23 protein-coding genes are annotated in these 23884 nt (G+C 37.6%); 7 read left to right on the forward strand and 16 right to left on the reverse strand.

Going from position 1 to position 23884, the window contains the following annotated elements:
* Positions 1 to 28: 28 nt before the first annotated feature.
* The 6 genes from uxuA to yiaK form a co-directional block, all read right to left on the reverse strand.
* On the reverse strand, positions 29 to 1099 hold the full coding sequence (gene uxuA, locus UFO1_RS19245; RefSeq protein WP_038673524.1) for a mannonate dehydratase: 1071 nt from the start codon (positions 1097 to 1099) through the stop codon (positions 29 to 31).
* A 384-nt stretch (positions 1100 to 1483) separates the two neighbouring features.
* The gene (locus UFO1_RS19250; RefSeq protein ID WP_038673525.1) at positions 1484 to 2188 is read right to left on the reverse strand and encodes a GntR family transcriptional regulator; all 705 of its coding nucleotides are present in this window, start codon (positions 2186 to 2188) and stop codon (positions 1484 to 1486) included.
* A 189-nt stretch (positions 2189 to 2377) separates the two neighbouring features.
* A complete protein-coding gene (locus tag UFO1_RS25855; protein ID WP_371256733.1) occupies positions 2378 to 2635 on the reverse strand; it encodes a hypothetical protein in 258 nt (85 codons plus the stop codon).
* Positions 2636 to 2992: 357 nt separating this feature from the next.
* Complete coding sequence (locus UFO1_RS19260) at positions 2993 to 3466, reverse strand: YhcH/YjgK/YiaL family protein (protein ID WP_038673527.1); 474 nt, start codon at positions 3464 to 3466, stop codon at positions 2993 to 2995.
* A gap of 98 nt (positions 3467 to 3564) precedes the next feature.
* Entirely contained in the window at positions 3565 to 5103 is a 1539-nt protein-coding gene (locus UFO1_RS19265; protein ID WP_038673528.1) for an MFS transporter, read from the reverse strand.
* A gap of 272 nt (positions 5104 to 5375) precedes the next feature.
* Positions 5376 to 6380: a 3-dehydro-L-gulonate 2-dehydrogenase gene (yiaK, locus tag UFO1_RS19270; RefSeq protein ID WP_038673529.1), complete on the reverse strand. Its 1005-nt coding sequence runs from the start codon at positions 6378 to 6380 to the stop codon at positions 5376 to 5378.
* A 323-nt stretch (positions 6381 to 6703) separates the two neighbouring features.
* Here yiaK and UFO1_RS19275 point away from each other — a divergent pair, with 323 nt between their 5' ends.
* A complete protein-coding gene (locus tag UFO1_RS19275; RefSeq protein ID WP_038673530.1) occupies positions 6704 to 7534 on the forward strand; it encodes an AraC family transcriptional regulator in 831 nt (276 codons plus the stop codon).
* A gap of 236 nt (positions 7535 to 7770) precedes the next feature.
* Here the strand turns inward: UFO1_RS19275 and UFO1_RS19280 are convergent, their stop codons facing one another.
* The 4 genes from UFO1_RS19280 to chvE form a co-directional block, all read right to left on the reverse strand.
* A complete protein-coding gene (locus tag UFO1_RS19280) occupies positions 7771 to 8991 on the reverse strand; it encodes a multidrug effflux MFS transporter (RefSeq protein WP_038673531.1) in 1221 nt (406 codons plus the stop codon).
* A 172-nt stretch (positions 8992 to 9163) separates the two neighbouring features.
* Positions 9164 to 10327, reverse strand: coding sequence for a multiple monosaccharide ABC transporter permease (gene mmsB / locus UFO1_RS19285; RefSeq protein ID WP_038673532.1), 1164 nt, complete (start codon positions 10325 to 10327; stop codon positions 9164 to 9166).
* A 13-nt stretch (positions 10328 to 10340) separates the two neighbouring features.
* Positions 10341 to 11864, reverse strand: a complete 1524-nt coding sequence (gene mmsA / locus UFO1_RS19290; RefSeq protein ID WP_038673533.1) for a multiple monosaccharide ABC transporter ATP-binding protein — start codon at positions 11862 to 11864, stop codon at positions 10341 to 10343.
* A gap of 127 nt (positions 11865 to 11991) precedes the next feature.
* Positions 11992 to 13080 carry a multiple monosaccharide ABC transporter substrate-binding protein gene (gene chvE, locus UFO1_RS19295; protein ID WP_084159872.1) on the reverse strand — a complete coding sequence of 363 codons (1089 nt, stop codon included), beginning with the start codon at positions 13078 to 13080 and terminating at the stop codon, positions 11992 to 11994.
* Between the two features lie 425 nt (positions 13081 to 13505).
* On the opposite strand from chvE, the gene UFO1_RS19300 reads away from it, so the two are divergent.
* Positions 13506 to 14129 carry a hypothetical protein gene (locus UFO1_RS19300; RefSeq protein WP_038673534.1) on the forward strand — a complete coding sequence of 208 codons (624 nt, stop codon included), beginning with the start codon at positions 13506 to 13508 and terminating at the stop codon, positions 14127 to 14129.
* 303 nt (positions 14130 to 14432) lie between these two features.
* Here the strand turns inward: UFO1_RS19300 and UFO1_RS19305 are convergent, their stop codons facing one another.
* The 3 genes from UFO1_RS19305 to UFO1_RS19315 are packed head-to-tail and all read right to left on the reverse strand — an operon-like array spanning position 14433 to position 17428.
* Complete coding sequence (locus tag UFO1_RS19305) at positions 14433 to 15650, reverse strand: ABC transporter permease (RefSeq protein WP_038673535.1); 1218 nt, start codon at positions 15648 to 15650, stop codon at positions 14433 to 14435.
* The gene (locus UFO1_RS19310; RefSeq protein ID WP_038673536.1) at positions 15629 to 16339 is read right to left on the reverse strand and encodes an ABC transporter ATP-binding protein; all 711 of its coding nucleotides are present in this window, start codon (positions 16337 to 16339) and stop codon (positions 15629 to 15631) included. The genes UFO1_RS19305 and UFO1_RS19310 overlap by 22 nt, the downstream gene beginning before the upstream one ends.
* 15 nt (positions 16340 to 16354) lie before the next feature.
* Positions 16355 to 17428: an efflux RND transporter periplasmic adaptor subunit gene (locus UFO1_RS19315; RefSeq protein ID WP_038673537.1), complete on the reverse strand. Its 1074-nt coding sequence runs from the start codon at positions 17426 to 17428 to the stop codon at positions 16355 to 16357.
* Between the two features lie 171 nt (positions 17429 to 17599).
* On the opposite strand from UFO1_RS19315, the gene UFO1_RS19320 reads away from it, so the two are divergent.
* From UFO1_RS19320 to UFO1_RS19330, 3 genes are all read left to right on the forward strand, one after another.
* Positions 17600 to 18265, forward strand: coding sequence for a response regulator transcription factor (locus UFO1_RS19320; RefSeq protein WP_038673538.1), 666 nt, complete (start codon positions 17600 to 17602; stop codon positions 18263 to 18265).
* Positions 18262 to 19770: a HAMP domain-containing sensor histidine kinase gene (locus UFO1_RS19325; protein ID WP_038673539.1), complete on the forward strand. Its 1509-nt coding sequence runs from the start codon at positions 18262 to 18264 to the stop codon at positions 19768 to 19770. Before UFO1_RS19320 ends, UFO1_RS19325 begins: the two co-directional genes overlap by 4 nt.
* 85 nt (positions 19771 to 19855) lie before the next feature.
* Positions 19856 to 20332: a hypothetical protein gene (locus tag UFO1_RS19330; RefSeq protein ID WP_038673540.1), complete on the forward strand. Its 477-nt coding sequence runs from the start codon at positions 19856 to 19858 to the stop codon at positions 20330 to 20332.
* Between the two features lie 115 nt (positions 20333 to 20447).
* Here UFO1_RS19330 and UFO1_RS19335 read toward each other — a convergent pair whose 3' ends face one another.
* Positions 20448 to 20768 carry a DUF1540 domain-containing protein gene (locus UFO1_RS19335; protein WP_038673541.1) on the reverse strand — a complete coding sequence of 107 codons (321 nt, stop codon included), beginning with the start codon at positions 20766 to 20768 and terminating at the stop codon, positions 20448 to 20450.
* A 13-nt stretch (positions 20769 to 20781) separates the two neighbouring features.
* Positions 20782 to 21324: an NADH peroxidase gene (locus UFO1_RS19340; RefSeq protein WP_038673542.1), complete on the reverse strand. Its 543-nt coding sequence runs from the start codon at positions 21322 to 21324 to the stop codon at positions 20782 to 20784.
* A gap of 219 nt (positions 21325 to 21543) precedes the next feature.
* Here UFO1_RS19340 and UFO1_RS19345 point away from each other — a divergent pair, with 219 nt between their 5' ends.
* Positions 21544 to 22074 carry a CBO0543 family protein gene (locus UFO1_RS19345; protein ID WP_038673543.1) on the forward strand — a complete coding sequence of 177 codons (531 nt, stop codon included), beginning with the start codon at positions 21544 to 21546 and terminating at the stop codon, positions 22072 to 22074.
* A gap of 269 nt (positions 22075 to 22343) precedes the next feature.
* Complete coding sequence (locus UFO1_RS19350; RefSeq protein ID WP_038673544.1) at positions 22344 to 22733, forward strand: hypothetical protein; 390 nt, start codon at positions 22344 to 22346, stop codon at positions 22731 to 22733.
* An 80-nt stretch (positions 22734 to 22813) separates the two neighbouring features.
* Here the strand turns inward: UFO1_RS19350 and UFO1_RS19355 are convergent, their stop codons facing one another.
* Entirely contained in the window at positions 22814 to 23695 is an 882-nt protein-coding gene (locus UFO1_RS19355; protein ID WP_084159873.1) for a fumarylacetoacetate hydrolase family protein, read from the reverse strand.
* Positions 23696 to 23884: the final 189 nt, after the last annotated feature.

Genomic DNA, 23884 nt, shown 5'->3' on the forward strand with positions numbered 1-23884 from the left:
CTACCTCCCCCTCTTCTATGCCTATTTATTACTTACTTTCGCCTCTCACAATAGCATCCCAGAGACCACATAAATAATTGGCGCCTAAGGCTCTATCATATAAGCCATAGCCTGGTCTGCCTTTCTCATCCCAAATCATCCGACCGTGGTCAGGACGAATTGGTCCAGTAAAGCCAATATCATAAAATGCTTTCATAATTTCATACATATCAAGAGAACCTTCATCTGCTTTGTGAGCTGTTTCATTAAAGATTCCAGGTTCATGAACCTGCACGTTACGCACATGTCCAAAAGCAACTCGATCACCGAAATAACGGATAATTTCAGGGATATTATTTTCTAAATTAGCCCCTAGTGATCCACTACATATTGTTAAACCATTGCTTGTGCTATCCACCATATCTACAATTCGTTTTAAATTTTTCTTGGAGGTTACAATTCTAGGAAGACCAAATACGGAATAAGGGGGATCATCAGGATGGATTGCCATTTTGATGCCGTATTCCTCTGCTGCAGGTATTACAGCTTTCAAGAAATATTCTAAATGGCTAAATAGTTTTTCTTCATCGATATCTTTATATAAATCAAAAAGATGCTTCAATTCTTTTAAGCGCCACGCTTCCCAGCCAGGAAGTTCAAATCCATTAGAATTGGCCTGCATTTCTTCTACCATCTTTTGTGGATCCTTGCCCTGAATCAATCGAACATCAAACTCTAAGGCAGTGGAGCCATCTGCTAGTACTTTCGCCAAATCCGTTCTCGTCCAATCAAATACAGGCATAAAATTGTAGCATACAACTTTTACTCCTGCTTGCCCAAGATGCTTCAAGGATGTGATGTAGTTCTCAATATATTGATCTCTAGATGGCAGCCCTAGCTTAATATCTTCATGAATATTAACACTTTCAATCGTCTCAAGTAGTAATCCCTGCTCTTCGACTTCCTTTTTCAATGCCAGAATCTTGTCCATTGGCCAAACTTCACCAACAGGCACATCGAATAAAGCCCCTACAATTCCTTTCATGCCGGGAATTTGGCGTATATTTTGCAAGGATATGGAATCATTCTCTTTACCGTACCAACGAAATGACATAATCATTTATATTCGACCTCCCTTAAAATTAAAATAGCCAAACTGATTTCATTAACTGTAAGTGCAGTGACTGAATTTATTTATAACGACTTTGTTAATGCAATCTGCTTGTTTAATCCGATTCTACCACACTACCATACTAGTGTAAATACCATTTATCAGTATTATCTAATAAAATCTGATTTTTTTAATTTTTTACTAAACAATACTGATAAATCGGAGATTAAGTTATTCATAGAGAAAGATATATTTTATGGTGCAGTTAGTTTCTGCATATTTCTTCTGGATACACATCCTGCTTGAAAAATAAATATAGCTACCTAAAGTCTTTTAGGTAGCTATATTGCGCAATCTATACAATTATAAAATATGAGCTATTGCGCCAGACTTTTATCGCAACGTCGCCTGAGTTTGTTTAAAATAACCAACATAATCCCTATATAAATCTTGAATATCAAATTTCACTTTGTTCAAGTGACGATGGATGGTCTTCACTCCCAAATCTACATCTTTTTCTTTAATCGCTTGGACCAGTTCTTGGTGCTGCTTTAAGACGGGTGGTACATCATACCCACCAGCTATATTCAAGATTCTCACTCGATTATAATGTGTGTTCATTTGTTGAATCATAGACCAAATACGCGTTTTCTTACAGCCTACAAAAATCGTTCTATGCATTGCTTCATCAAGTTCATAAAACTTAAGATAATTTTTTTCTTTAATACACAATTCTTGGAGGGCAATGTTGGATTGAAGTTCAAAGAGTTTGTCACTTGGGAATTGTACACAAGCTATCTCAATTACTGCTTTTTCAACTGTTTCACGTAAAAACTTGGATTCCTCGACATTCTCAATATCAATCAGAGATACATAAGTTCCCTTTTGTGGTAAGATATCCAGTAAATATTCCTGAGATAATTGAATAAATGCTTCACGAACAGGAGTGCGACTCACCCCTAATAGTAGGGCTATATCTTTTTCTGATAAAGCACTACCTGGTATCAGCTTTAATTCCATTATGTTAAATTTTAAAAATCGATATACATATTCGCGCGTTGATTCTTGCGGATTTCTATCAATTACACTTACGTCCATATTCCCTATCATTTCCCCTTCATGTCATACTAATATGTTAGTATATCACTTTTTTCTTCGTATTTCTAGCAGAAAACATAAGAAAAGACTTGGCTTGGGCCAAGTTCTCAGACGCAGGCAGAAGCCTTAGTCGTTCTTACTTGGAATCAAAATCCAACATGATAGGGATTCACACCAAATATTTCTTCATTAGAAAGTATTGGTTTTAGAGACTCGTTGTATCCAAATCAGACCGCTCACAAATCGTATGCCTACCTTTTGAGATGTGTCTATTGCAATTCTTTGCGGAGTATCAGGTATATACGGATTTGGGAACCTTACTTCAATCACTGCTCTGATAAAAACTTCCGGATCGACAATTCCAGGATTCACAACAACTGGCATTCCTTCCTCATATCCTACTTTAAATACTGTGGCTTTTCTGCATTGACAAAAGGAGCAATAAATGTATTTTGAACATCTTAGTCACACTTATCCAGGACTTAGCCACTCTTAACTCCTACTTGTATAAGTGATCCGACCCTTAGAGCGAACTTAATTCGAGTTCTACAGCATGTTTATTAGGGTCTTACAGGCTGTTAACGAGATAGAAGTCTTAGAGGGCAAACAACCCGTCACCAGCAGTAATGAAACCATCCTTTTTTTCACTTAACACCATCCTTTTCAACTAGGCGCCATTATGAAATAAAAACCATAACCCCCAATGTAGATTATGGCTTTTTCGTTATATTTACGGGAGCGTCCTATCCAACTGATAGTAAAAGGTATCCACTGTGTGATTCATCGCCTGAACACTGGAATCATTTATTTTATCGCACTTAATTTAATTTTTAAAACAACTTTGCGGACTTCTGCATTCGATCCGGTAGAACATCCAGGTCGATGAATGTCATCAGGAAAAACTATAGCGTAACTACCTGCAGTTAATTTAACATCAATTTCGTCAAAAGTCGTTTTATAAAAGATGACATCATTTTCAGCTAACAAATTCTCCAACACTTCATTCTTATCGGACAAGAAGCTGCAACCAATTATTTCCTCACCAGAATGAACGTATTGAATATCAATGTATTTTTCATGAGTTTCCGCCCGCCGTGCCGCTCTAGGCTCTGGCGCATAGTCAGATACCACGGCAAACATGGTATCGCCATCAATAATATGTTTACCACTATCCATTTCAGCAATATCAGTATTTTTTAGATATTCCAGTCCTCTTTTAATTAACGCTGAAAATGCACCTGCTTCTTGTGCTAAATTCTTTATTTGACCATAAATCAAAATAATCACCATCCCTAAACTATTTTAATATTTCCATTCTAAAAGGCTTTTTTACACTTCAAGGTTCATTAAAACAATCAATCCGTTAATACGTATTTTTATAACGTTTCACTGACTGATTTTGCGCTCTGAGCATTGACTTTATATCCAACATTATTATTTCCCCATGTTTCCTCGTATTTCCATCCAGTTAACTCTTCTACTGTTTTACGAGTACTATCGCCAGCGTGTTCCATGCTACCGCCGGCTTTTAACCGATTGATTTCATCTAAAATAATGTCATGCCGTTGTTTTGACAGTTTAAAACGGAACGCATACACTAAAGTCATCAATTGTAAGCCTATGACACCGACTATCATTAACCCCAAAACTGTATTAACAGTAGTTAGAGATTGCTCCTTTGCGCCAGCAACAAAGCCACCCATTTGTAGAATATTACCAACAATAAATATTGCCACTGCCACTGTAGTTTTACGGGAAAAAGTCATTACACCAGCAAATATACCTTCCCGTCTTCTTGTTGTTACCATTTCATCTACGTCAGGAATAAAACTATAAACATTCCAGGGAATGAAGGTTGCCGCACCTCTTGATAATCCCATTACTATGCAAATTGCCATTAGATACGGAAATATATTTTCCGGAGCCAGACCATATACTGACACATAACCGATAATTGAAACAATTGACAACAATGAAGCAATTTTAACACATGATGCTGGTCCAATCTTAACAACCAGCCAAATGGTGCCTGCTACAGCCGCTACCTGAGAAACGGACATAATAGTTAAAAGATTTGACGAAAGTACCGATGTTTGATGTAACGCAAAAACAATATAATAAGTAAACACTGCAATAAAAATATCCATGGAAGTAAAAGAAAAGATGTAGATAGCTAAGTGATGACGGAACGTTTTTATTCTAAAGGTTGACGACAGCTCGGCCAAAACTTTTTTAACATTTTCAAGCAACGACAATTTCTCTACTTTAAACGAAACATCAACCTTCTCTTCCTCAGTTTCCCAAGTGCTAAAATAAACGGTAATTAAAGCGATGACAAAGATGACCGAGAAAACCGCTGCAGTATAAAAAAATGAGATGGCGGTATTTTCACCAAAGATTTGCATTAGCCTTCCTGGCAAGATACTAGCAATAAAAACCGCTGATTGAGAAAATAGCATCCGTGACCCGGCTAACTTTGAACGGGTGCTAAAATCTTTGGTCATCTCTGCCGCGAGAGTCTCATAGGGTACCATAACTAATGCAAGAGTTATCTCCAGGATGATGTAACTAAATAAGTAGTACCAAAAACTCATTCCTGCTACGAATAATAATGAATAACAAGCCACAAATGGAATACCCAGCAAAATAAAAAATCTTCTTCTCCCAAATTTTTTACCCAACCTGGTACTGCCAAAGTTATCTGTAATATACCCCATTAAGGGACTAATAAGCGCATCTATTATACGCGCAACAGCAAATATTGCACCCGCCTCAACTGGTGACAAGCCACAAAACGTAGTATAAAAATAAAGCATCCATGCGCCAACCACAGCCAAACTACCCATGCCAAATAAATCAGTAATGCCATAACCGATTATATTTTTAAATTTAATTACTCTTTCAGCGTTCTTCAATTACTTAACTCCCTTTCATTTTTTTAGACTTAACATCGACCTTTTAGCACCCTATTTTCCCCTGGTATACGATTATACTTTTAGCTAATTTTTCTAAAATTCAATAAATGATAAAGACAAAATATTCTGAACATGTGCGGTAAAAAAGCATGTAAACAATACGATTAATCCTTACGTTATTTTACTAGTCTGGAAGTGAGATAACATTTCAAACTCACCTCCAGATTTCTATTAAATTTTGCGAATCTTGATCATACCATCAACGACCAGCTTTACAAACTCAATATTTCATTCCACACATTATCATCTGCTGGTATACCTTTTTCCATATTTTCTTTTCTGGTCTTGGCAGATAGTTCTCCAGGATAGTAGATTTCTCCACCTGCTATTGCAGGCTCTGACGTTTTTATATAGGCAACGGTTTCATTAAGAGTACGTTCTACAAAATCTTTTCCACCTGCTACATACGGGTCAATAACGATGAAAATCTGACTGCAACCACCGCAGCTTCCCTCTTGCACCTTATCAATACCAGAAGTAGCAAGTCCGTTAGATAATATAGCTGCAACTGTATCTAATAAAATTGCGAATCCCGAACCTTTCCAGTAGCCTGTTGGTAATATTCTCATTGATTCTTCAATAAGCCCCGGAGTACTTGTTAAATTTCCGTCTTTATCATATCCGCCTGGAACAGGTAAGAGTTCATTCTTTAGCCTTGTTACCTGTAATTTCCCGTAAGAAAATTGTGACATGGCCATATCTAATACAATATTGCCTTCTTCTCTTGGAAGGGCTATGACAAATGGATTATTTCCTAACCGGGTATTTTTCGCCCCCCAAGCCGGCATACACGATTCAGTATTTGTCCAACAAATAGCTGCATATCCCTTGTCGGCTGCGTCCCAGCCATACGTCCCGCCACGCATCCAGTGAGTTGTATTCCTTAAAGTAACAAGCCCTATGCCATGTTCTTTGGATATCGCGATTGCACGATTCATGGCAAATTTAGCATTCAAGATTCCTGGACCACGATTACCATCATAATTTTCCATTGCACCAGATTTCAGTATTAATGTAGGCTCGGCGTTGACATCAACCCAGCCTTTTTTTACATAGTCTACAAATCTGGCGACACGATTTAGACCATGGGAATATACGCCATCCCTGCTTGATTCAGTATGAACACTGGCGCAAATTTCTGCTTTTTCTTCAGTCATGCCAACTTTCAATAACACTCTCTTTACTTCTGCTTTCATTGTTGTAAAAGGTATTCTCATTTTTCTTCTCTCCCATTCAATTAATATCATTTGTAACATTCAGTAATTTTGTCGGATTTCGATTTATTGTTTCATCGCATTTTAGAGCCTCTATTGCATCCTGCATTCCAGAATTGCACGATGACAATACTTTTCATACCGGGTATTTGGCAAAACAAATTTGTTTAATATAACTGTTCTAATTTGCCAGAAGAATCTAATAATTCAAGATCTCTATATAGAATACCAAGATCTTATCTAAGATTATTTTACAATGTATAGAATATTTTGAACATATATTATATAATTAGATTTGTAATATATCATTATCTAAGGAGTTAATTATGACAAACTATTCTCCTGAATACATATTAGAAAATATGTTTTTACAAATTACATATGCGGCCGAAAGAAAATGCACTCCTGATTGGAAACTTAAGGGGAAAACCATCTATGACAGACATAATCTCATTCTGGTCTATGACGGTGAAGCCGCATTGGTTTGTAATGATCAGAGTTATAGAGTTTCAAAAAGTAATTTGATCTATTACCGGCCAGGCGATTATCGGATAGGTAAAACATCACCAGACAATCTAATGAAGTGCTTTACCGTCGACTTCTTTTATACCTATCCAGTTTTTCATGATAATAAATGGACATTAACCGATGCGGTTCTTCCATTTTCTACTGTGGAGACAATCAATGACCACTTTCTATATTCAAGAATATCAGACTTGTTTTCCAATTTTATTAAGACTTGGTTTTTTAGTGATTATAATAGAATTATTCGGGTAAAAGCTATATTTATGGAAATTTTATCTCTCCTTTTATATTGGAAAATAACAGATAATTTCAACTATGATCATATAAGAAAGATAGAAACCTTGATAAATTTTATGTCAGAGCATTATTGCTCCAAAATTACTTTACAAGACCTTGCTGATATAATAAATATAAGTCCAACCTATCTGGAAAGTATTTTTAAAAAATTAACCGGAAAAGCCCCTATCAACTATCTCATCAATATACGAATACAAAAGGCAAAAGAACTCTTACGTGATGGGCATAAAATTTCTGAAGTAGCATCAACAGTCGGTTTTAGTGATGTCTTTTATTTCAGTAAATGCTTCAAAAAGTGTGAGGGAATTGCCCCCTCGCATTTTTTGAAATATTAAACTACATAGTGCCTAAGCCCTAATTAAGCATCATTTTAATGAACCTTCTCTTCATTACTGTGAGGCAGCAAAAAACGACCTCACCTCTGTATTCTGAACATGGGGTAAGGTCGTTTCATTTTGTTCTCATCATCGCCTACACGTATAGAAAACTATTTTAATTGCAATAGCAAAAATACATAAAAATTGCAATTAAAAAGTGCACAATTATTATATAAACATAAATTTCAAGCGATTTATGTATGTCTGACTAGAAAGAAATAAGATAAGACAGCTGCTGTTTCTGCTACGGCTATAGTAACGCCCATGGGGATCGCTGTATGGCTTCCGCAAATTCCTACAAGGGGCGCCATAAACCCGCCAAAAATAAAGGACAATAGACCAATCAAAGCGGATGCACTGCCTGCCGATTTTGCTTGATCCTGCATCGCTAAGGAAAAAGTACTTGTGCCCACTATCCCCACACTAGAAACAGCAAAAAATAAAGGGATCAAGAGAGTATAAAGCCCCCCGCCTAGTAAAACCCCTGCTAGTAGAGAAATTCCTCCCACAAAGGCAATTGCAAGGCCAGCAACGAGAAGCTTTGTCTCATTAATTTTTCCGGCTAACCTGCCTGTAATTTGACCTGCAATTATAATTCCTAGACCATTTATACCAAAAAGTAAGCTAAACATTTGAGGAGAAACATTAAAAACATTTTGCAGTACAAAAGGTGACCCAGAAATATAGGCGAACATAGCAGCCATAACAAATCCTTGAGTAAGTGCATATCCCATAAAAGTCCGATTTTTAGATAACTTCATAAAGGTGCCTAAGGTATTTTGGACACCACCCTTAGAGCGAAGAGCAATTGGCAATGTTTCCTTAAAGCCCCAAACAACGCCCAAAAGCATAAGGCTCCCTACTCCCGACAATACAGCAAAAATGCCTCGCCATGTGGTAAGCTCTAGAATCTGCCCACCAACAATAGGGGCCAGAATGGGAGCAACGCCATTAACTAGCATTAATAAAGAAAAAAATCGTGTCATTTCAGAACCTGAATAAAGATCCCTTACAATAGCTCGTGAAATAACGATACCTGCTGATCCCGCTAATCCTTGAATAAAACGTAGGATTACAAACGTTACTATATTCGGAGAAAACACACATAATAAAGAAGAAATAGCATAGGCGACAAGTCCAATTAGCAATGGCCTTCTTCGTCCACAAACATCGCTAATTGGCCCGGCAAATAGCTGTCCCGATGCAATCCCCAGCAAACAAGCTGTTAAACTGAGCTGGGTCAAAGATGTACTTGCTTTAAGATCACTTGCTAAGTTCGGCAGAGCGGGCAAATACATATCAATGGATAAGGGACCAAAAGAAGCGAGGGCGCCAAGCAGAAAGGCCATCCACAGTACGGAATGCCGGGGCACCTCTTCCGAGGTAATTGCCCTTTTTTCTAGACAATCATTCATAAATTAAATCAATCCTTTTATCATTATTGGATTATTCTAGCAAAATATAAATAACAAAAGCACTATTCTTCCTTATGAAAAATAGTGCTTTACTATAATAGCTAGTAAATCCAACTTTATCAATTATTATATTCTATATTGTAAGCTATTGATTCGTCAAGGCAGCTCAATCCTAAGATTGCTTTGATTTTGTGTAAATATCAAAAGCTACTGCCAATAACAATACTAAACCTTTGATTGTTTGCTGCATATCAATGGTAACCCCAATTAGAGACATGCCATTGTTCATAACCCCCATGACAAGACCACCAATGATGGCTCCCATGACAACGCCAATTCCTCCCGCGGTGGAAGCACCCCCAATAAAACAAGCGGCAATTGCATCTAGTTCAAAACCTGTGCCTGCTTTTGGCGTTGCCGCATTAAGGCGAGCCGCAAATACTAAACCAGAAAGGGCAGCCATGACTCCCATATTAACAAAAACCCAAAACACGATTCGTTCTGTTTTTACACCTGATAGCTTTGCTGCTTTTTCGTTACCACCAAGCGCATAAATATGACGACCTACTACCGTCTTCGTAGTGATAAAGGTATAAAAGACAATTAATATAAATAACAAGATGAGTACATTCGGAATGCCTTTATAGGCAGCAAGTAAATACATAAACCAATTAATGGCAACCCCAACAAACACGATTTTCGCAACAAGAAAATTTATGGGAATGACATCAAAGTTATACTCTTGCTTGGCCTTTCTATGACTTATTTCAAAGTATATATAAATCAATGTTAAAATAATGCCAACCACAAGTGTTGTAATATGAATTGTTGTTCCACCAAAAAGATCTGGCACAAATCCATTGCTCATTTTTTGGAAAACTTCCGGGTAAGGTCCTTTAGATTGGCCCTCTAACGCTGTCATTGTCAGTCCTCGAAAAATTAGCATCCCTGCTAATGTGACAATAAAGGCCGGAATTTTAAAATAGGATATCCAATACCCCTGCCATGCCCCGGCAAGAGCTCCAATTAGCAAAGAAACAAGAATTCCAGGCACAACTCCAATTTTATTATCCACCATTAGGATTGCAGACATGGCGCCAACGAACGCTGCTATAGATCCTACTGATAAATCAATTTGAAAGGCTACGATAACCAGCAGCATTCCAATGGCAAGTACAAGTATATAACTATTCTGCTGAATAAGATTCGTTACGTTTAACGGTTTCAACAAGACTCCATTACTCGCTATTTCGAAAAATATCATAATGGATACGAGTGCAATAACCATACCATATTCTCTAATATTATTTTTAAACATCTGTTTCAATGTTTCCATGACAATCCCTCCTCTATTTATCAATTACGTATTTCATAATTTTCTCTTGGGATGCTTCACTCCGGGAAAGTTCTCCAGTAATACTCCCCTCACTCATAACATAGATTCGATCGCACATTCCTAAAACCTCAGGAAGTTCAGAAGAAATCAGCAAGATTCCCTTTCCCTCTTTAACTAACTGATTAATAATGTTGTAGATTTCAAATTTAGCTCCTACGTCAATCCCCCTTGTTGGTTCATCCAAAATTAAAATATCCGGATTAGTAAAAATCCACTTACTCAAAACAACCTTTTGCTGATTTCCACCACTTAGATTTACAGTTTTCTGCAAAATACTAGAACACTTAATGTTCATCTTCTGACGGCTTTTTTCTGCCACGACGATTTCTTGATTCTCGTCCAGTACATGGTTCTTCGCGAGCTTCTCTAGATTTGCTAATGAAATGTTGGTCTTTATATCGTCATTTAAAATTAAGCCATACTGTTTTCGATCTTCTGTGACATAAGCGACGCCTTGTTCAATGGCGCTGCTTACATTCGGTAACTGTATTTCTTTTCCGTTTTTATATAAATGTCCACTTATCTTTTGGCCATAGGATTTACCAAATATGCTCATGGCTAACTCTGTTCTTCCCGCTCCCATGAGCCCGGCAATCCCTACTACCTCGCCTTGTCTAATCGAAATATTTACATTATCAATCATTTTTCGTTCACCATGTAGAGGATGGTATACGTTCCAATTCTTTACCTCGAAAATAACGTCACCAATCACTGTCTCTCTTTTGGGAAAACGGTCTGTTAATTCCCTGCCTACCATACCTTTGATGATCCGATCTTCCGTAATGTGATCTTCTTGAACCTGTAAGGTCTCTATGGTGGCTCCATCTCGCAAAATAGTAATCGAATCTGCAATCTTTGAAATTTCATTCAGCTTGTGTGAAATAATAATAGAGGAGATTCCTTGCTTCTTAAAATCTAACAGGAGGTTTAATAAATTCTCACTATCATCTTCATTTAAAGAAGCCGTTGGTTCATCTAAAATTAACAGCTGTACTTCTTTTGATAGTGCTTTTGCAATCTCAACTAATTGTTGTTTGCCAACACCTATATTAGTTATCAGTGTATTAGGTAATTCTTTGAGTCCCACTTTTACAAGTAATTCTTTTGTATTAACAGTCGTAGCGTGCCAGTCAATTAGACCGTTTTTTCCTTGTTCATTACCAAGAAAAATATTTTCTTCTATGGATAAGTAAGGAATCAAGGCAAGTTCCTGATGAATAATAACAATTCCTAACTTTTCACTTTCTTTGATATTCTTAAATTCACATAACTGCCCATTATAATGAATTTCTCCTGTATAGGACCCATGAGGATATACTCCACTTAAAACCTTCATTAAAGTGGATTTCCCTGCTCCATTCTCACCAACGAGTGCATGAATTTCGCCCTTTTTCACCTCTAGATTTACATCATTAAGCGCTTTAACCCCTGGAAAGGTCTTCGTAATATTCTTCATCGCTAAAATAATATCTTCCATATATCCTCAACTCCTTCCCTCTCTCCCTCTTTCTAATATCCTATATACTAATGTAGTGATGACCTCTCAGCCATCACTACATTATCTTGACCTTACGATCCATTATATGATAAAAAATTGAGCCCTATTATTTAAGTTTATCTTCTGTATAATATCCGCTCTCAACTAGTATTTTCGCGTAGTTCGATTTATCTACAGAAACAGGAACTAAGAGATAAGAAGGTACTACTTTTACACCATTATTGTAGGTCTTATCATCATTGGTTTCTGCTTTTTTGCCATTTAATAATGCATCTACCATATCAACAGTTACTTTAGCAAGGTCTCTAGTATCTTTGAACACTGTCTGTGCTTGTTCACCCTTGATAATTGATTTAATAGAAGGTATTTCAGCATCCTGTCCTGTAACAATAGGCATTGGTTGACTTGGTGTACCATAACCAACCGCTTTTAAAGAAGAAAGGATACCAATACTAATACCATCATAAGGAGATAATACTGCATCTACTTTAGCACCAGAATAATTCTTACTTAATAAATTATCCATTCTTGCCTGAGCAGTAGCACCATCCCATCTTAATGTAGCGCATACGCCCATGTCCATTTGTCCACTTTTTACAATTAACTTCTTAGAATCGATATAAGGTTTCAGAACTGACATAGCGCCATCAAAAAACATGAACGCATTATTGTCATCAGGTGATCCACCAAAAAGCTCAATATTAAAAGGTCCTTTACCTTCTTTTAAGCCTAGGCTTTTTTCAATGTAGGTAGCTTGTAAAACCCCTACTTTAAAATTATCAAAGGTTGCATAGTAATCTACATTTGGAGTCTTCTTAATTAAGCGGTCATAGGCTATGACCGGAATGTTTTTATCTTTTGCTTTTTGCAGTACATTCGTTAAAGATTCACCGTCAATGGATGCAACAACTAAAACATTAGCACCCTTTGTAATCATGTTTTCTATTTGGGCAAGTTGATTTTCTACATTGTCTTCCCCATATTGCAAATCAGTTTCATACCCCTTGGCTTGCAGTTGTTTTACAATATTCTCACCATCTGCAATCCATCTTGCTGAAGACTTTGTTGGCATTGCGATACCTACTTTTTTCTTACCACTAGCAGCCGAATTCGTTGATGAATTCGTACTTGATCCGCATGCTGCCAGCAAAAGTACCATAGCACACATGAGTAATAGAGCGATCACCTTTTTCATTGAAAAATCCCCCTCCTCTTTTATCTCTGTAATCATGATCCTACAACTTTTCCTTTACCCCTATCACCTACTTTTGGCATATAGCCATTTATAAAATTCTTTCTTATATCGGTAATTATCTGCCTTTTCCAAAAATACAGATAATTTAAGTCATAGGATACTATCTTCAATGATCCCTTAAATCGCCTTATTTCTTAGAGTTGCTAACGATGTGGTCGGTTTTATATCTCTAAGTCCTAATTGCATTGATTTTTACTTTTTATAGATTCTACAGTATAACCCTAAAATCCTGCTACAATATTTAAAAATTAATTAATTTTTAAATTAACTAATTCTTACTTTTAAATTCAGCTTTATTTTCCACGGATTGCAACGACGATAACATGGCAGACTAAAAATAAAAAACTTGTAAGGAGGATGATTATATGGAAAAAAAGTTATCAAAACGTAAAATGCTGCGCCGTAAATATAAACATTATGCTGCAGCGTTAGCAGGAGCCGCTATTCTGACAGGCGTTGCGCTCCCTGGTATCCCCGTTGCCAAAACTTTTGCTGCTGAAAATCCTACAACGCCTCCTACTGCAACAGAGCAAACAACACTTGTTACGAATAATGATCAAAGAGTGGTTACAGCAGATAGAGATTACCCCTTACGACTCAGAGATAACTACGGTTGGCATAAACACGATCGCAGCTGGCCTGGTTCAGATGATAACCAAGCTTTATATAAAGATGGACAAATCTATTATCGAAATGACAACAATCGTTATAACGACTGGGACAATGATTATGCTTACTACAACAATAGCCCTGTATCTTTTATAAAATCCCTCGCTTCCAATTATGGATTTGATCAGTACCAAGATTCCTTTAGGCTTCTTTTTCAATCAAATAACCAAGCCACCGTTCAAGTAATAAAAAATGAAACTGGACAACGATTCAAAGTAGATCTAGAAAGGGATGGCGATGGAGATTGGACAATTGTCGCTATACGAGGAATTGGTGATGCTTACCACCCAGCAACTTACCATTCTGTGGGAAGAAGCTAAATCAGCATAAGAAAAACGCTACGCGTCCTTTTAAAAGATAGACGTTTTGAAACACAAAGACACAAAGCCGCTTACGCGGACACGGAGAGCACAGAGGGGTAGAATAAAAATGTCTCTGTGTTCTTTGTGCATCTTTGTGTTCTCTGTGTTTAACGTACTCTTTTGTGTGCTGCACCGCAGCATTGCGTCTTTGTGGTTCAATGGTTTTACCCCAAAAAACTTATACTTTCTGATTCCGTAAAAAAAATCTCCTATAGAAATTATTTCTACAGGAGATTTTTTATGCTATAGACCCCATATTATTTATTCATATCGTAGTGCATCAATAGGATCCAGTAATGCAGCCTTACGAGCAGGATAAATTCCGAAAAATAATCCAATCATTACAGAAATAGTAAATGCCCCAAAGATAGCAATGTAGGAAATTACTGTATTCCAACCTGCTACCAGAGAAACGATACGAGCTCCTACTACACCGAGAAAAATACCCAGTAATCCTCCGGTGACACCAATCACTACGGCTTCTATGATAAATTGAAGTAAGATATTTTTATAAGTTGCGCCCAGGGCTTTTCGTATTCCTATTTCGCGAGTCCTTTCTGTTACAGAGACTAACATGATATTCATAATACCAATACCACCGACTAATAATGAAATCGCTGCAACACTTCCCAAAAATAAGGTAAGGGTCCCAGTCGTCTCTTTCATGGTGGTCATAAGTGATGTAAGATTCCGAACTGTAAAATCATCTGTAGTATTTTGCGCTAAGTGATGACGCGATCTGAGTAATGTAGCAACGTCTTCTTGCACTTTATCCATGATTTCATCATTCTCTACCTGTATATTAATATTGTGTACATAAGATATACCCATCAGACGTTCTTGCGCTGTGGTTAAAGGTACAATGACCACATCATCCTGATCAGACCCCATAGATGACTGCCCCTTACTGCCCAGTACCCCTATTACGCGAAAAGGAGCCTGACCAATGCGTATCGTCTGCCCTACAGGACTAACCCCTCCAAATAAATTAGTGGCTACTGTTTCACCAATCACAGCAACTCGTGCTCGTGTATCTTCGTCACTTGTACTAAAAAACGTTCCGGATGCAACCTCAAAATTGCGTATTGTTAAAAATTCGGGGGTAGTGCCCTGGACACTGGTTTTCCAGTTTTGATTCCCATAAATAATCTGGAATTGTTGACTGACAGCAGGTGCTACAGCATTTACTCCACTTACTTGTTGACTAATGGCTTTCCCATCTTGCTTTGTTAACGTGATATTCGATCCAGCTGCCAAACGCACGCCCCCTGAAGGTGAATTCGATCCTGGCGTAACGATAAGAAGATTGCTCCCTAAACCTGCAATGGAATTTTGCACCTTTTGCTGCACTCCAAGCCCAAGGGATACCATGGCAACAACAGCACCTACACCAATAATAATTCCCAGCATTGTAAGGATGGCTCTGAGCTTATTGGCTTTCAGCCCTTCAAAAGCAATTAAAACGCTTTCCCAGAACATAGTCTCGCCTCCTTACCCTTTTCATCACGAACAATTTTACCATCTCGAACATGAAGGATCCGACGTGTGAATGCAGCAATTTCAGGTTCATGGGTGACTAAGATAATCGTTCGCCCTTGGCTGTTTAGATTACAAAAGATCTCCATAATTTCATTGCCCGATTTCGTGTCTAGATTACCTGTAGGTTCATCAGCCATAATAATTGCTGGATTATTAACTAACGATCGAGCAATTGCCACCCGTTGCCTTTGACCGCCTGATAATTCATTAGGACGATGATCTTTACGTTCTTCTAGACCAACCATAGCGAGTGCTTGAGCCGCCGTTTCCATTCGTGCCTTCTTATCCACACCCGCATAGACCATAGGTAGCGCAACATTTTGTAAAGCCGACATCCTGGGCAGCAGATTGAAATTTTGAAATACAAAACCAATCTTTTTGTTGCGAGTAGCTGCCAGTTCGTCCCCATTAAGTTTTGCAACTTCTTGCCCGTCGATTCGATAAGATCCACTACTAGGAATATCAAGACAACCTAATATGTTCATTAATGTTGATTTTCCTGATCCTGACGGGCCCATAATAGCCGTCAATTCTCCAGGAGCAATCGATAAATTAACTCCTGCTAATGCACGTACTATGGTATCTCCCATAGAATATTCTTTTGTGACATTTTCTAAATGAATTGTCATACTATTCTCCTCACTTTATATTGGAGGCGGTGGCCCTTGATTTTGAGTAGTGGCCGTTGTACGTGCTTTAGCTACTGGTAATACAATGACATCACCTTCATTTAACCCACTACGTATCTCCACCTTTTCATCATCACTCAATCCAATGTTTACTGGCGCCCTCTGCTGTACACCATTTACTATTAATTGTACGTATTTTTGTCCCTTTTCCTCTTTAACAGCCGCTAGGGGGGCAACCAATACATTCTTGCTCTCTCCAGCTTTTATTGTTACTCTCGCAGTCATCGTTGGGTATAACAGGTTTTCTGCAGAGTCCACGTCGACATAGACAGGGTAATATACAACATTAGACGAGGTTGTTGCACTTCGCGAAATACGTGTCACTTTCCCCGTAAAGGTTTGAGTAGTATAAGAATCCACAGTGAAAGAAACCTCTTGCCCCATCTTCACCCGACCAATATCTGATTCATCCACTAAAACCTTAATTTGCATTTTTGACATATCCGCAATAGTCATAATAACTTGGGGGGTAGAAATCCCTTGGGCTACAGTCTGCCCAGCAGGTGTAGGCGTGCCAATTACCATACCATCAATCGGCGCTGTAATCACATAATATCCTAACTGGGATGCGTTGCTATTATATGTAGATTGGGCTACAAGGAAATTGGTACGATCCGTGTCTAGTTGCTGCAATGCCTCTGCACCAATCGCTGCTAATTTCTTACTACGTTCATAAGTAGCAGCATAATTTTCCATTTGGGCTTGATATTGAGCAATTTGTGCTTTGATCGTTGTGTCATCCAGTACAACCAAAACCTGCCCCTTTTTCACCATATCATTTTCTTTTACTCTGAGTTCACTAATCAGCCCTGTTACCCGGGAACTAATATCGACTGAATTCACTGCAGAAATGGTTCCCGTTGCAGAAATAGCTTCTATTACATCACCCCGCCCGATGGTCACCCTTGTTCCTGCAACAACAGGGATGCTACTTTTTTTGAAGTATAATGCACCGCCACCTCCTAGGCATGCTAGAACGACTAAAAATATAATTGATTTTTTATATTGCTTAATTTTTTGCCAAATCATAGTATCACTGCTTTCATACTTTTTTGCCTACCAATTACCTATTTTTAATTATGAAGGATAATTGTTACAGTTTTGTTACAAAACTTTATAAATGTAGCAATTCATTGACATCTTCCTTGATACTCTTTATTCTAAAATAGAAATATTAAATTTCTAAGGGAGGTTGACTTCTTGAAAAAAACAATTTTAATCGTTGATGATGAACTACGTATTAGAAAATTGATAACTGATTTTTTAGTGAGGGAAGGCTACAGCACCCTAGAAGCTGGTGATGGACTTCTCGCACTAGAACTTTTGGCAAAAGAACATATTGATTTAGTTATTTTAGATGTTATGATGCCAGAACATGATGGCTGGACAGTGTGTAGGGAAATTAGGAAAAAAAGTAATATTCCTGTCATTATGCTTACAGCAAAAGGGGAAGAAGTGGATCAACTTTTTGCCTTTGAGATTGGTGCCGATGAATATGTCACAAAGCCTTTTAGCCCGAAGGTTCTAACAGCACGAGTCAACGCTTTGTTTCGCCGCATAGAAGGAGAGAAAGCCACTGTGTATAACGGATTGCAAATCAATACAACCGCCCGCCAAGTATCCATTGATGAACAGTCCTTAGATTTAAGTCCGAAAGAATATGACCTACTAGCCTATTTAACAGAAAACAGCGGCAAAGCCTTAAGTCGCCAGCAAATTTTAAACCAAGTATGGAGCTATGATTATTTCGGTGACCTACGCACTGTAGATACTCATATTAACAGACTTAGAACAAAACTAGGAGAGAAAAGCACCCTTGTGCAAACCATAAGAGGCTACGGATACCGATTTGAGGTTGAAAAATGACCTTATCCATTCGAAAAAAGCTTTTCATCATCTTAAGTGGGCTTATACTGTTTTTTGTACTAATGTCGTTAGGCCTGACCCGTATTGGTTTAGAAAAATTTTATCTTTGGCAAAAGAAAGATGTCCTGATAGCAAATAGTACCGCTTTAGATAACCTATATCAGGGAGATCCCAAAGAAATATCCTTAGAACTCGAAAGGGTCAGCAATGCACTTGGTGCAGGAATTATTATCTTTACAAAGGAAGGCTATATAAAGTATAGCTCCTTTGGCCCTATCATCAATCAAGAGTTTCAACGCTTTCCTAATCCCATTGGTCCTCCTACGACCGATAAATCCCGCCCTCGTTTTCCTCACGGGCCTCCACCTCTCATTAAAGATCGAGAAGTGATTGATGACCATACCATCCTAGAAATAGAGCAAGATCCAGACCTAAAAATCGATTTTCTGGTAATCAGACGTCAAATGCTTAAGGATGATCTATTAATCATTAATCAGCCTCTTTCCTTGGTATCAGAAAGCGTTACTGTAGCCGCCCAGTTTATTATATTTACGGGCATATTATCAATACTAGCAGGCTGTATATGGGCTTTTTTCTTTGCCAAACGATTTACCCTCCCAATATTAGAACTTAATCGCATCGCACAAAGTATGTCCCAGCTTGACTTCTCACAGAAATGTACCATCAATCGCGCTGACGAAATTGGTGAACTTGGTAAAAATATTAATCACTTATCCAATCAACTAGATACCGCCATCTCAGAACTCAGCCAGAAAAACCAACAACTGCTAGCAGATGTAGAAAAAGAACGAAAGCTGGATGCGATGCGTAAAAACTTTGTTTCCAATGTATCTCATGAGCTAAAAACACCCCTCTCCCTCATTCTCGGATACGCCGAAGGATTGAAGGAAAATATTGCACAAGATGAAGCTAGTAAAAACTACTACTGCTCTGTTATTATGGATGAGGCCGAAAGAATGGATGCCTTAGTAAAAGATTTGCTGAACCTATCCCAAATTGAATCTGGGTTTTTTAAGCTTAGTAAAACTGATTTCAACCTTTCTCTATTACTACAGGACATGGTCCAAAAATACCTTACTATTTTAACGGAAAAAGAAATTACACTAGAGATGAATCTAGAGGATAACTACTTGGTAAACGGTGATGAATTACGTATTGAACAAGTTTTCTTAAACCTGTTTACTAACGCCATTGACCATACAACATACCAGAAAGTTATCAAAATAGTTGTAAAAGACACTGAAAACGGTTATAGGGTCTTTATTTATAATTCGGGGCAACCAATACCAGAGGAAAGCTTAGAAAAAATCTGGACAAGCTTCTATAAAGTAGACAAAGCTCGAACTAGAGAACACGGTAGATATGGCTTAGGTCTTTCCATCGTGCGGGCCATTCAAGAACAACACGGCAACGACTATGGCGTGGAAAATCTCCCAGACGGTGTCCGGTTTTGGTTCGATCTTACTAAAGCGAAAAATTTATAGAAAAATTACAATTTTATGTAATAAAATTGTAACATTTCTCCCTCATAATAAGAGTCAAAGAAGATTACTAAAAGGGGAGAATGAAATGAAACAACAAGTAGCAAAAAAAGTGGTTAGCGGATTGATTATGGGGTGCCTTACACTATCTTTTGGAGCATTGGCCCTAGCCCATGGCGGAGAACAGGGTCCTATGCCAGGCCCAGGCATGATGCAAGAAGATCGCCCCCATCCCGAAGATAGACAACAACACATGAACAAGGCTTTAGAAAAACTAGCCACTGATGGTACGATTACGCAAGACCAAGTAAGCAAGCTCAAAAGCTTCTTCAAGGAAAAAGACACTGAGCGAAGGACTGACATGGGAAAAATGAAAGATATGAGCCCCGAAGACCGAGATGCCTACCTTAAAGAAAAGTTCAAAAATCACCCCGATTTTATCAACGATATAAAGACGGCTGCTGAACTTTCAGAGGAACAAGCCAAAGCAGTTGCTGAAGCACTGCGTCCTCCCCATGGCCCACATCCAGATGGTCCACGTTGCCCTATGATGCCAAATCCTTAAATTCAGCAAGTAATGTATAATTATTACCATAACAACAATAAAACTCCTGCAAAATTCTTGCAGGAGTTTTTAATTTGAAAAGTATATGTTCTCCCTTTAGGGCAATAATGATAAGCTATTTTGTCAGTTCAAAACTGTCACACTCTGTTTGCGTGTGATATTCAGCATGATCACCTTTGACCTTTATATTATCTAAAGTGCACAAATGATTACTATTAAAACTACAAGTCTCAACAGTGCATTTTAAACAATCACAAGAACCTGAGCTCAATGTATTATTCGTCAATTCTGCATAATGAAGTTTGTTTAAAAAGGAACCACAACAGGTGTCATAGTCTTTCAAAGCAGAACTGCCAACGATATCAACACAGTTGGCGTAACAGACGCCCGTCTTATTATGAGAACAATTTGTTACATCACAGCTAATCTTTGCCATATCAATATCTCCTTTATTTAAAGTATCTATCGAGTAAGCCTTTAAAAGCACACCCATGTCTAGCTTCATCTTTACACATCTCATGCACTGTATCATGGATCGCATCAAGATTCTTTTCTTTTGCTAATACGGCTAGCTTCTTTTTGCCTTCACAAGCCCCATATTCAGCTTCCACTCTTGCACTCAAATTTGCTTTGGTATCTGCAACAACTACCTCACCTAAAATTTCAGCAAACTTAGCAGCATGTTCGGCCTCCTCATAGGCAATTCGTTTATATGCTTCTGCCACTTCAGGATATCCTTGACGGTCTGCTTGACGGGACATAGCCAAATACATGCCGACTTCCGTGCATTCCCCAAGAAAATTAGCCCGCAGGCCATCCATCAGTTCAGGAGGGATATCTCGTGCAATCCCGATTCTGTGTTCATCTGCCCAGGCTAAATTTCCGGTCATTTCCTTGAACTGATCTTTGTTCGCTTTACAAACTGGACATTTGTCAGGTGGTTCTTCTCCTTCATGAACATACCCACAAATGATACAAACATATTTTTTCATTCCTGTTCCTCCCGACTAGTATAGAATGTAGATTACATGTTACCGCTTTAGTATTAGTTTTTACTATTTATACCATACTAAATTTGTCTATTTTTTTTATCAAAAAAAACTTTATTACCTTAAGGGTATAAGAAGTTGATTATAAAAATAGAATTAGAATAGGGGCAAGTTTTATAGGTAGCCCTAGAAACATAACAATCTATTAAGGATGGAATCTAAATGTGGTATATTTTATTTTTTAGGATTTTTCTTGTTCTTGGGTTTCTCTTAGCCGTATGGAAGTGGGGTGATTGGAAAAACCGAGAAAATTATTATTCAACAGTTTTATTTATTATGGTTATCAACCTAGGTGCTAGTTTTTTAACATACCATCATATACTTTGGAATTATCAGCCCGACGCTCTTGTAAAAACACAAACAACAGTCGAATTGATCAATAGCTATGTTATATTACCATCAGCAACATTTATCTATCTATCAAATTTTCCTTTTAACCGTAAAGGTAGATCCTATGGCTATATTGCCCTGTGGATTTTGCTCTTTAGTTGCCTAGAATTGATCGACAATGTAATCGGTGGTATGTCTTATAAAAATAACTGGTCATGGCTATCTTCCTCTATTCTTGATTGTGCTATGTTTCCAATTATGAGGCTGCATTATGAAAGTCCATTACGAGCATGGATTGTTTGCTTATTAATCACAATTATTGTTTTAATACTTTTTGACTTTTCCTCGGCAGAAATGAAATAGGGCAATACTTTTTACTAATTTTAGCCCCTATCATAAGACAGGGGCTAAAATTTATTTATTAAATTAACTGACACATTATTTCTTTTTCTTATCTTTCACATATGCTTCAACTGGGAAAGGCGGGGCAAATTTAAATTACTCTGCTTTAAATAAGATTTTAAGGGTTCTAGTTCCAATTAGAAAAGCTGGAGCATAGTAGATAATAGTAATCACAGTGGCACTGGTTTTTTATCATAAGCTGATCACATTATCTAAAAGGATGTGTTAATTTGGCTTTGAAAGTGGATTTCCAGAATACCTTAGAAACTTTTGTTTTTTCAAATCTTCCCGTCTTAATGAATATAACCAATGCCATGCATGTTGTTGTTTCTGATACAATAACGCCAACAACTCCTACTAACCCAACCATTCCTGTTTCCACTCCAATTGATACTACGATAACCCCTATACCTACCATCGTAATTACACCTGATGTTTTAAAAGCCATTCAAGCTTATACATTAAATAACTTTCCCGATATAGGACTCCCCCAGGATATTCAAGAAATTGCAAAAGAATTTTTAGCCAATCTCCCACCCATCGTACCTGTTACTCAAAATACTGCTACAACTCTTAATACTGCCACATCTACGAATCCTATTATTTCTGGCCAAGTCTAAAACTGACTAGTCACTACATCTAAATAAATAGCTAAAAAACACAGGCAAAAAGTGCCTGTGTTTTATCAATTGCCAACTGTTTATTTTACGTAATTTGTTAGTTTTCCAATCTTTTCAACCTCTACTGTTACTATATCGCCTGAATTCATTGGGCAGCTTCCAGAAGGTGAACCGAGAGCCAATACATCACCTGGTTCTAAGGTCATAACCTTTGAAATCCAGCTAATTAAAAAAGGTATACTTAAGGACATTTGATTTGTATTTCCGTCTTGCACTACTTTTCCATTCAATGTCGTAACAATCCTCAAATTGGTAGGGTCGACACCTGTTACGACGCATGGGCCAATCGGACCAAAGGTATCGAAACCTTTGCCTCTTGTAAACTGTGGATCCGTCTTTGTAAGATCTCGAGCAGTAACGTCATTAAATACGGTATAACCAAAAACGTAGCTTAGTGCATCTTCTTCTTTAATATTTTTACCACTTTTACCGATGACTACTGCTAATTCACCTTCAAGTTCTACTCTATTCGTCATATCAAGTGGTGGCAAACAGATAGTTTCTTGATCAGCAATGAGTGCCGATTGGGGCTTCAAGAACAGGAAAGGCTCTTTTAAATTGGCTGTACCACCAGTTTCTTTTGCATGTCCAGCATAGGTCCAACCAAAATTTACAACCTTTGATGGTTCTACTGGAATTAAAATAGTAACATCAGAAAGTAAAACCTCTGTACCATCATAGGTAACTGTACCAGACGCAATTTCGGCAAAATTGCTGGCAAGCTGAAAGATTGTATCCCCTTCCACTACACCATAAAATATATTTTTCTCTTTATCCTGATAACGTACTATCTTTTGGGAACCACTCAATAAAACACCTACATCTTCAGAAGTGGTATTTAAGGAATAACGCCCTTCTAATACTGTTGACTCAATATCATTACAAACTGCTTCTTTTCCCATAATAATTTCTCCTTACCCATGATTATTTTATAACTTCGATGAGCTTTTCCGTACCTTTAGTATAGATCTATCTTCTGTATAAGGAAAATATCGATTAATCATGGTATGATAACTATAAGTTATTGGGTAAAGTAATGGGGCTAAAGGTATATTTTAAGAAATTATGATAAGTTCATAAAATAAATCCCA

The organism is Pelosinus sp. UFO1 (genome assembly GCF_000725345.1).
Taxonomy (GTDB): Bacteria; Bacillota; Negativicutes; order DSM-13327; family DSM-13327; genus Pelosinus.

Bases quoted from the DNA above. Each gene is read 5' to 3' on its own strand.
- uxuA (WP_038673524.1), bottom strand. From the start codon at position 1,099: ATGATTATGTCATTTCGTTGGTACGGTAAAGAGAATGATTCCATATCC.
- UFO1_RS19250 (WP_038673525.1), bottom strand. From the start codon at position 2,188: ATGGACGTAAGTGTAATTGATAGAAATCCGCAAGAATCAACGCGCGAA.
- yiaK (WP_038673529.1), bottom strand. From the start codon at position 6,380: ATGAGAATACCTTTTACAACAATGAAAGCAGAAGTAAAGAGAGTGTTA.
- UFO1_RS19275 (WP_038673530.1), top strand. From the start codon at position 6,704: ATGACAAACTATTCTCCTGAATACATATTAGAAAATATGTTTTTACAA.
- UFO1_RS19280 (WP_038673531.1), bottom strand. From the start codon at position 8,991: ATGAATGATTGTCTAGAAAAAAGGGCAATTACCTCGGAAGAGGTGCCC.
- mmsB (WP_038673532.1), bottom strand. From the start codon at position 10,327: ATGGAAACATTGAAACAGATGTTTAAAAATAATATTAGAGAATATGGT.
- mmsA (WP_038673533.1), bottom strand. From the start codon at position 11,864: ATGGAAGATATTATTTTAGCGATGAAGAATATTACGAAGACCTTTCCA.
- chvE (WP_084159872.1), bottom strand. From the start codon at position 13,080: ATGAAAAAGGTGATCGCTCTATTACTCATGTGTGCTATGGTACTTTTG.
- UFO1_RS19300 (WP_038673534.1), top strand. From the start codon at position 13,506: ATGGAAAAAAAGTTATCAAAACGTAAAATGCTGCGCCGTAAATATAAA.
- UFO1_RS19305 (WP_038673535.1), bottom strand. From the start codon at position 15,650: ATGTTCTGGGAAAGCGTTTTAATTGCTTTTGAAGGGCTGAAAGCCAAT.
- UFO1_RS19310 (WP_038673536.1), bottom strand. From the start codon at position 16,339: ATGACAATTCATTTAGAAAATGTCACAAAAGAATATTCTATGGGAGAT.
- UFO1_RS19315 (WP_038673537.1), bottom strand. From the start codon at position 17,428: ATGATTTGGCAAAAAATTAAGCAATATAAAAAATCAATTATATTTTTA.
- UFO1_RS19325 (WP_038673539.1), top strand. From the start codon at position 18,262: ATGACCTTATCCATTCGAAAAAAGCTTTTCATCATCTTAAGTGGGCTT.
- UFO1_RS19330 (WP_038673540.1), top strand. From the start codon at position 19,856: ATGAAACAACAAGTAGCAAAAAAAGTGGTTAGCGGATTGATTATGGGG.
- UFO1_RS19335 (WP_038673541.1), bottom strand. From the start codon at position 20,768: ATGGCAAAGATTAGCTGTGATGTAACAAATTGTTCTCATAATAAGACG.
- UFO1_RS19340 (WP_038673542.1), bottom strand. From the start codon at position 21,324: ATGAAAAAATATGTTTGTATCATTTGTGGGTATGTTCATGAAGGAGAA.
- UFO1_RS19345 (WP_038673543.1), top strand. From the start codon at position 21,544: ATGTGGTATATTTTATTTTTTAGGATTTTTCTTGTTCTTGGGTTTCTC.
- UFO1_RS19355 (WP_084159873.1), bottom strand. From the start codon at position 23,695: ATGGGAAAAGAAGCAGTTTGTAATGATATTGAGTCAACAGTATTAGAA.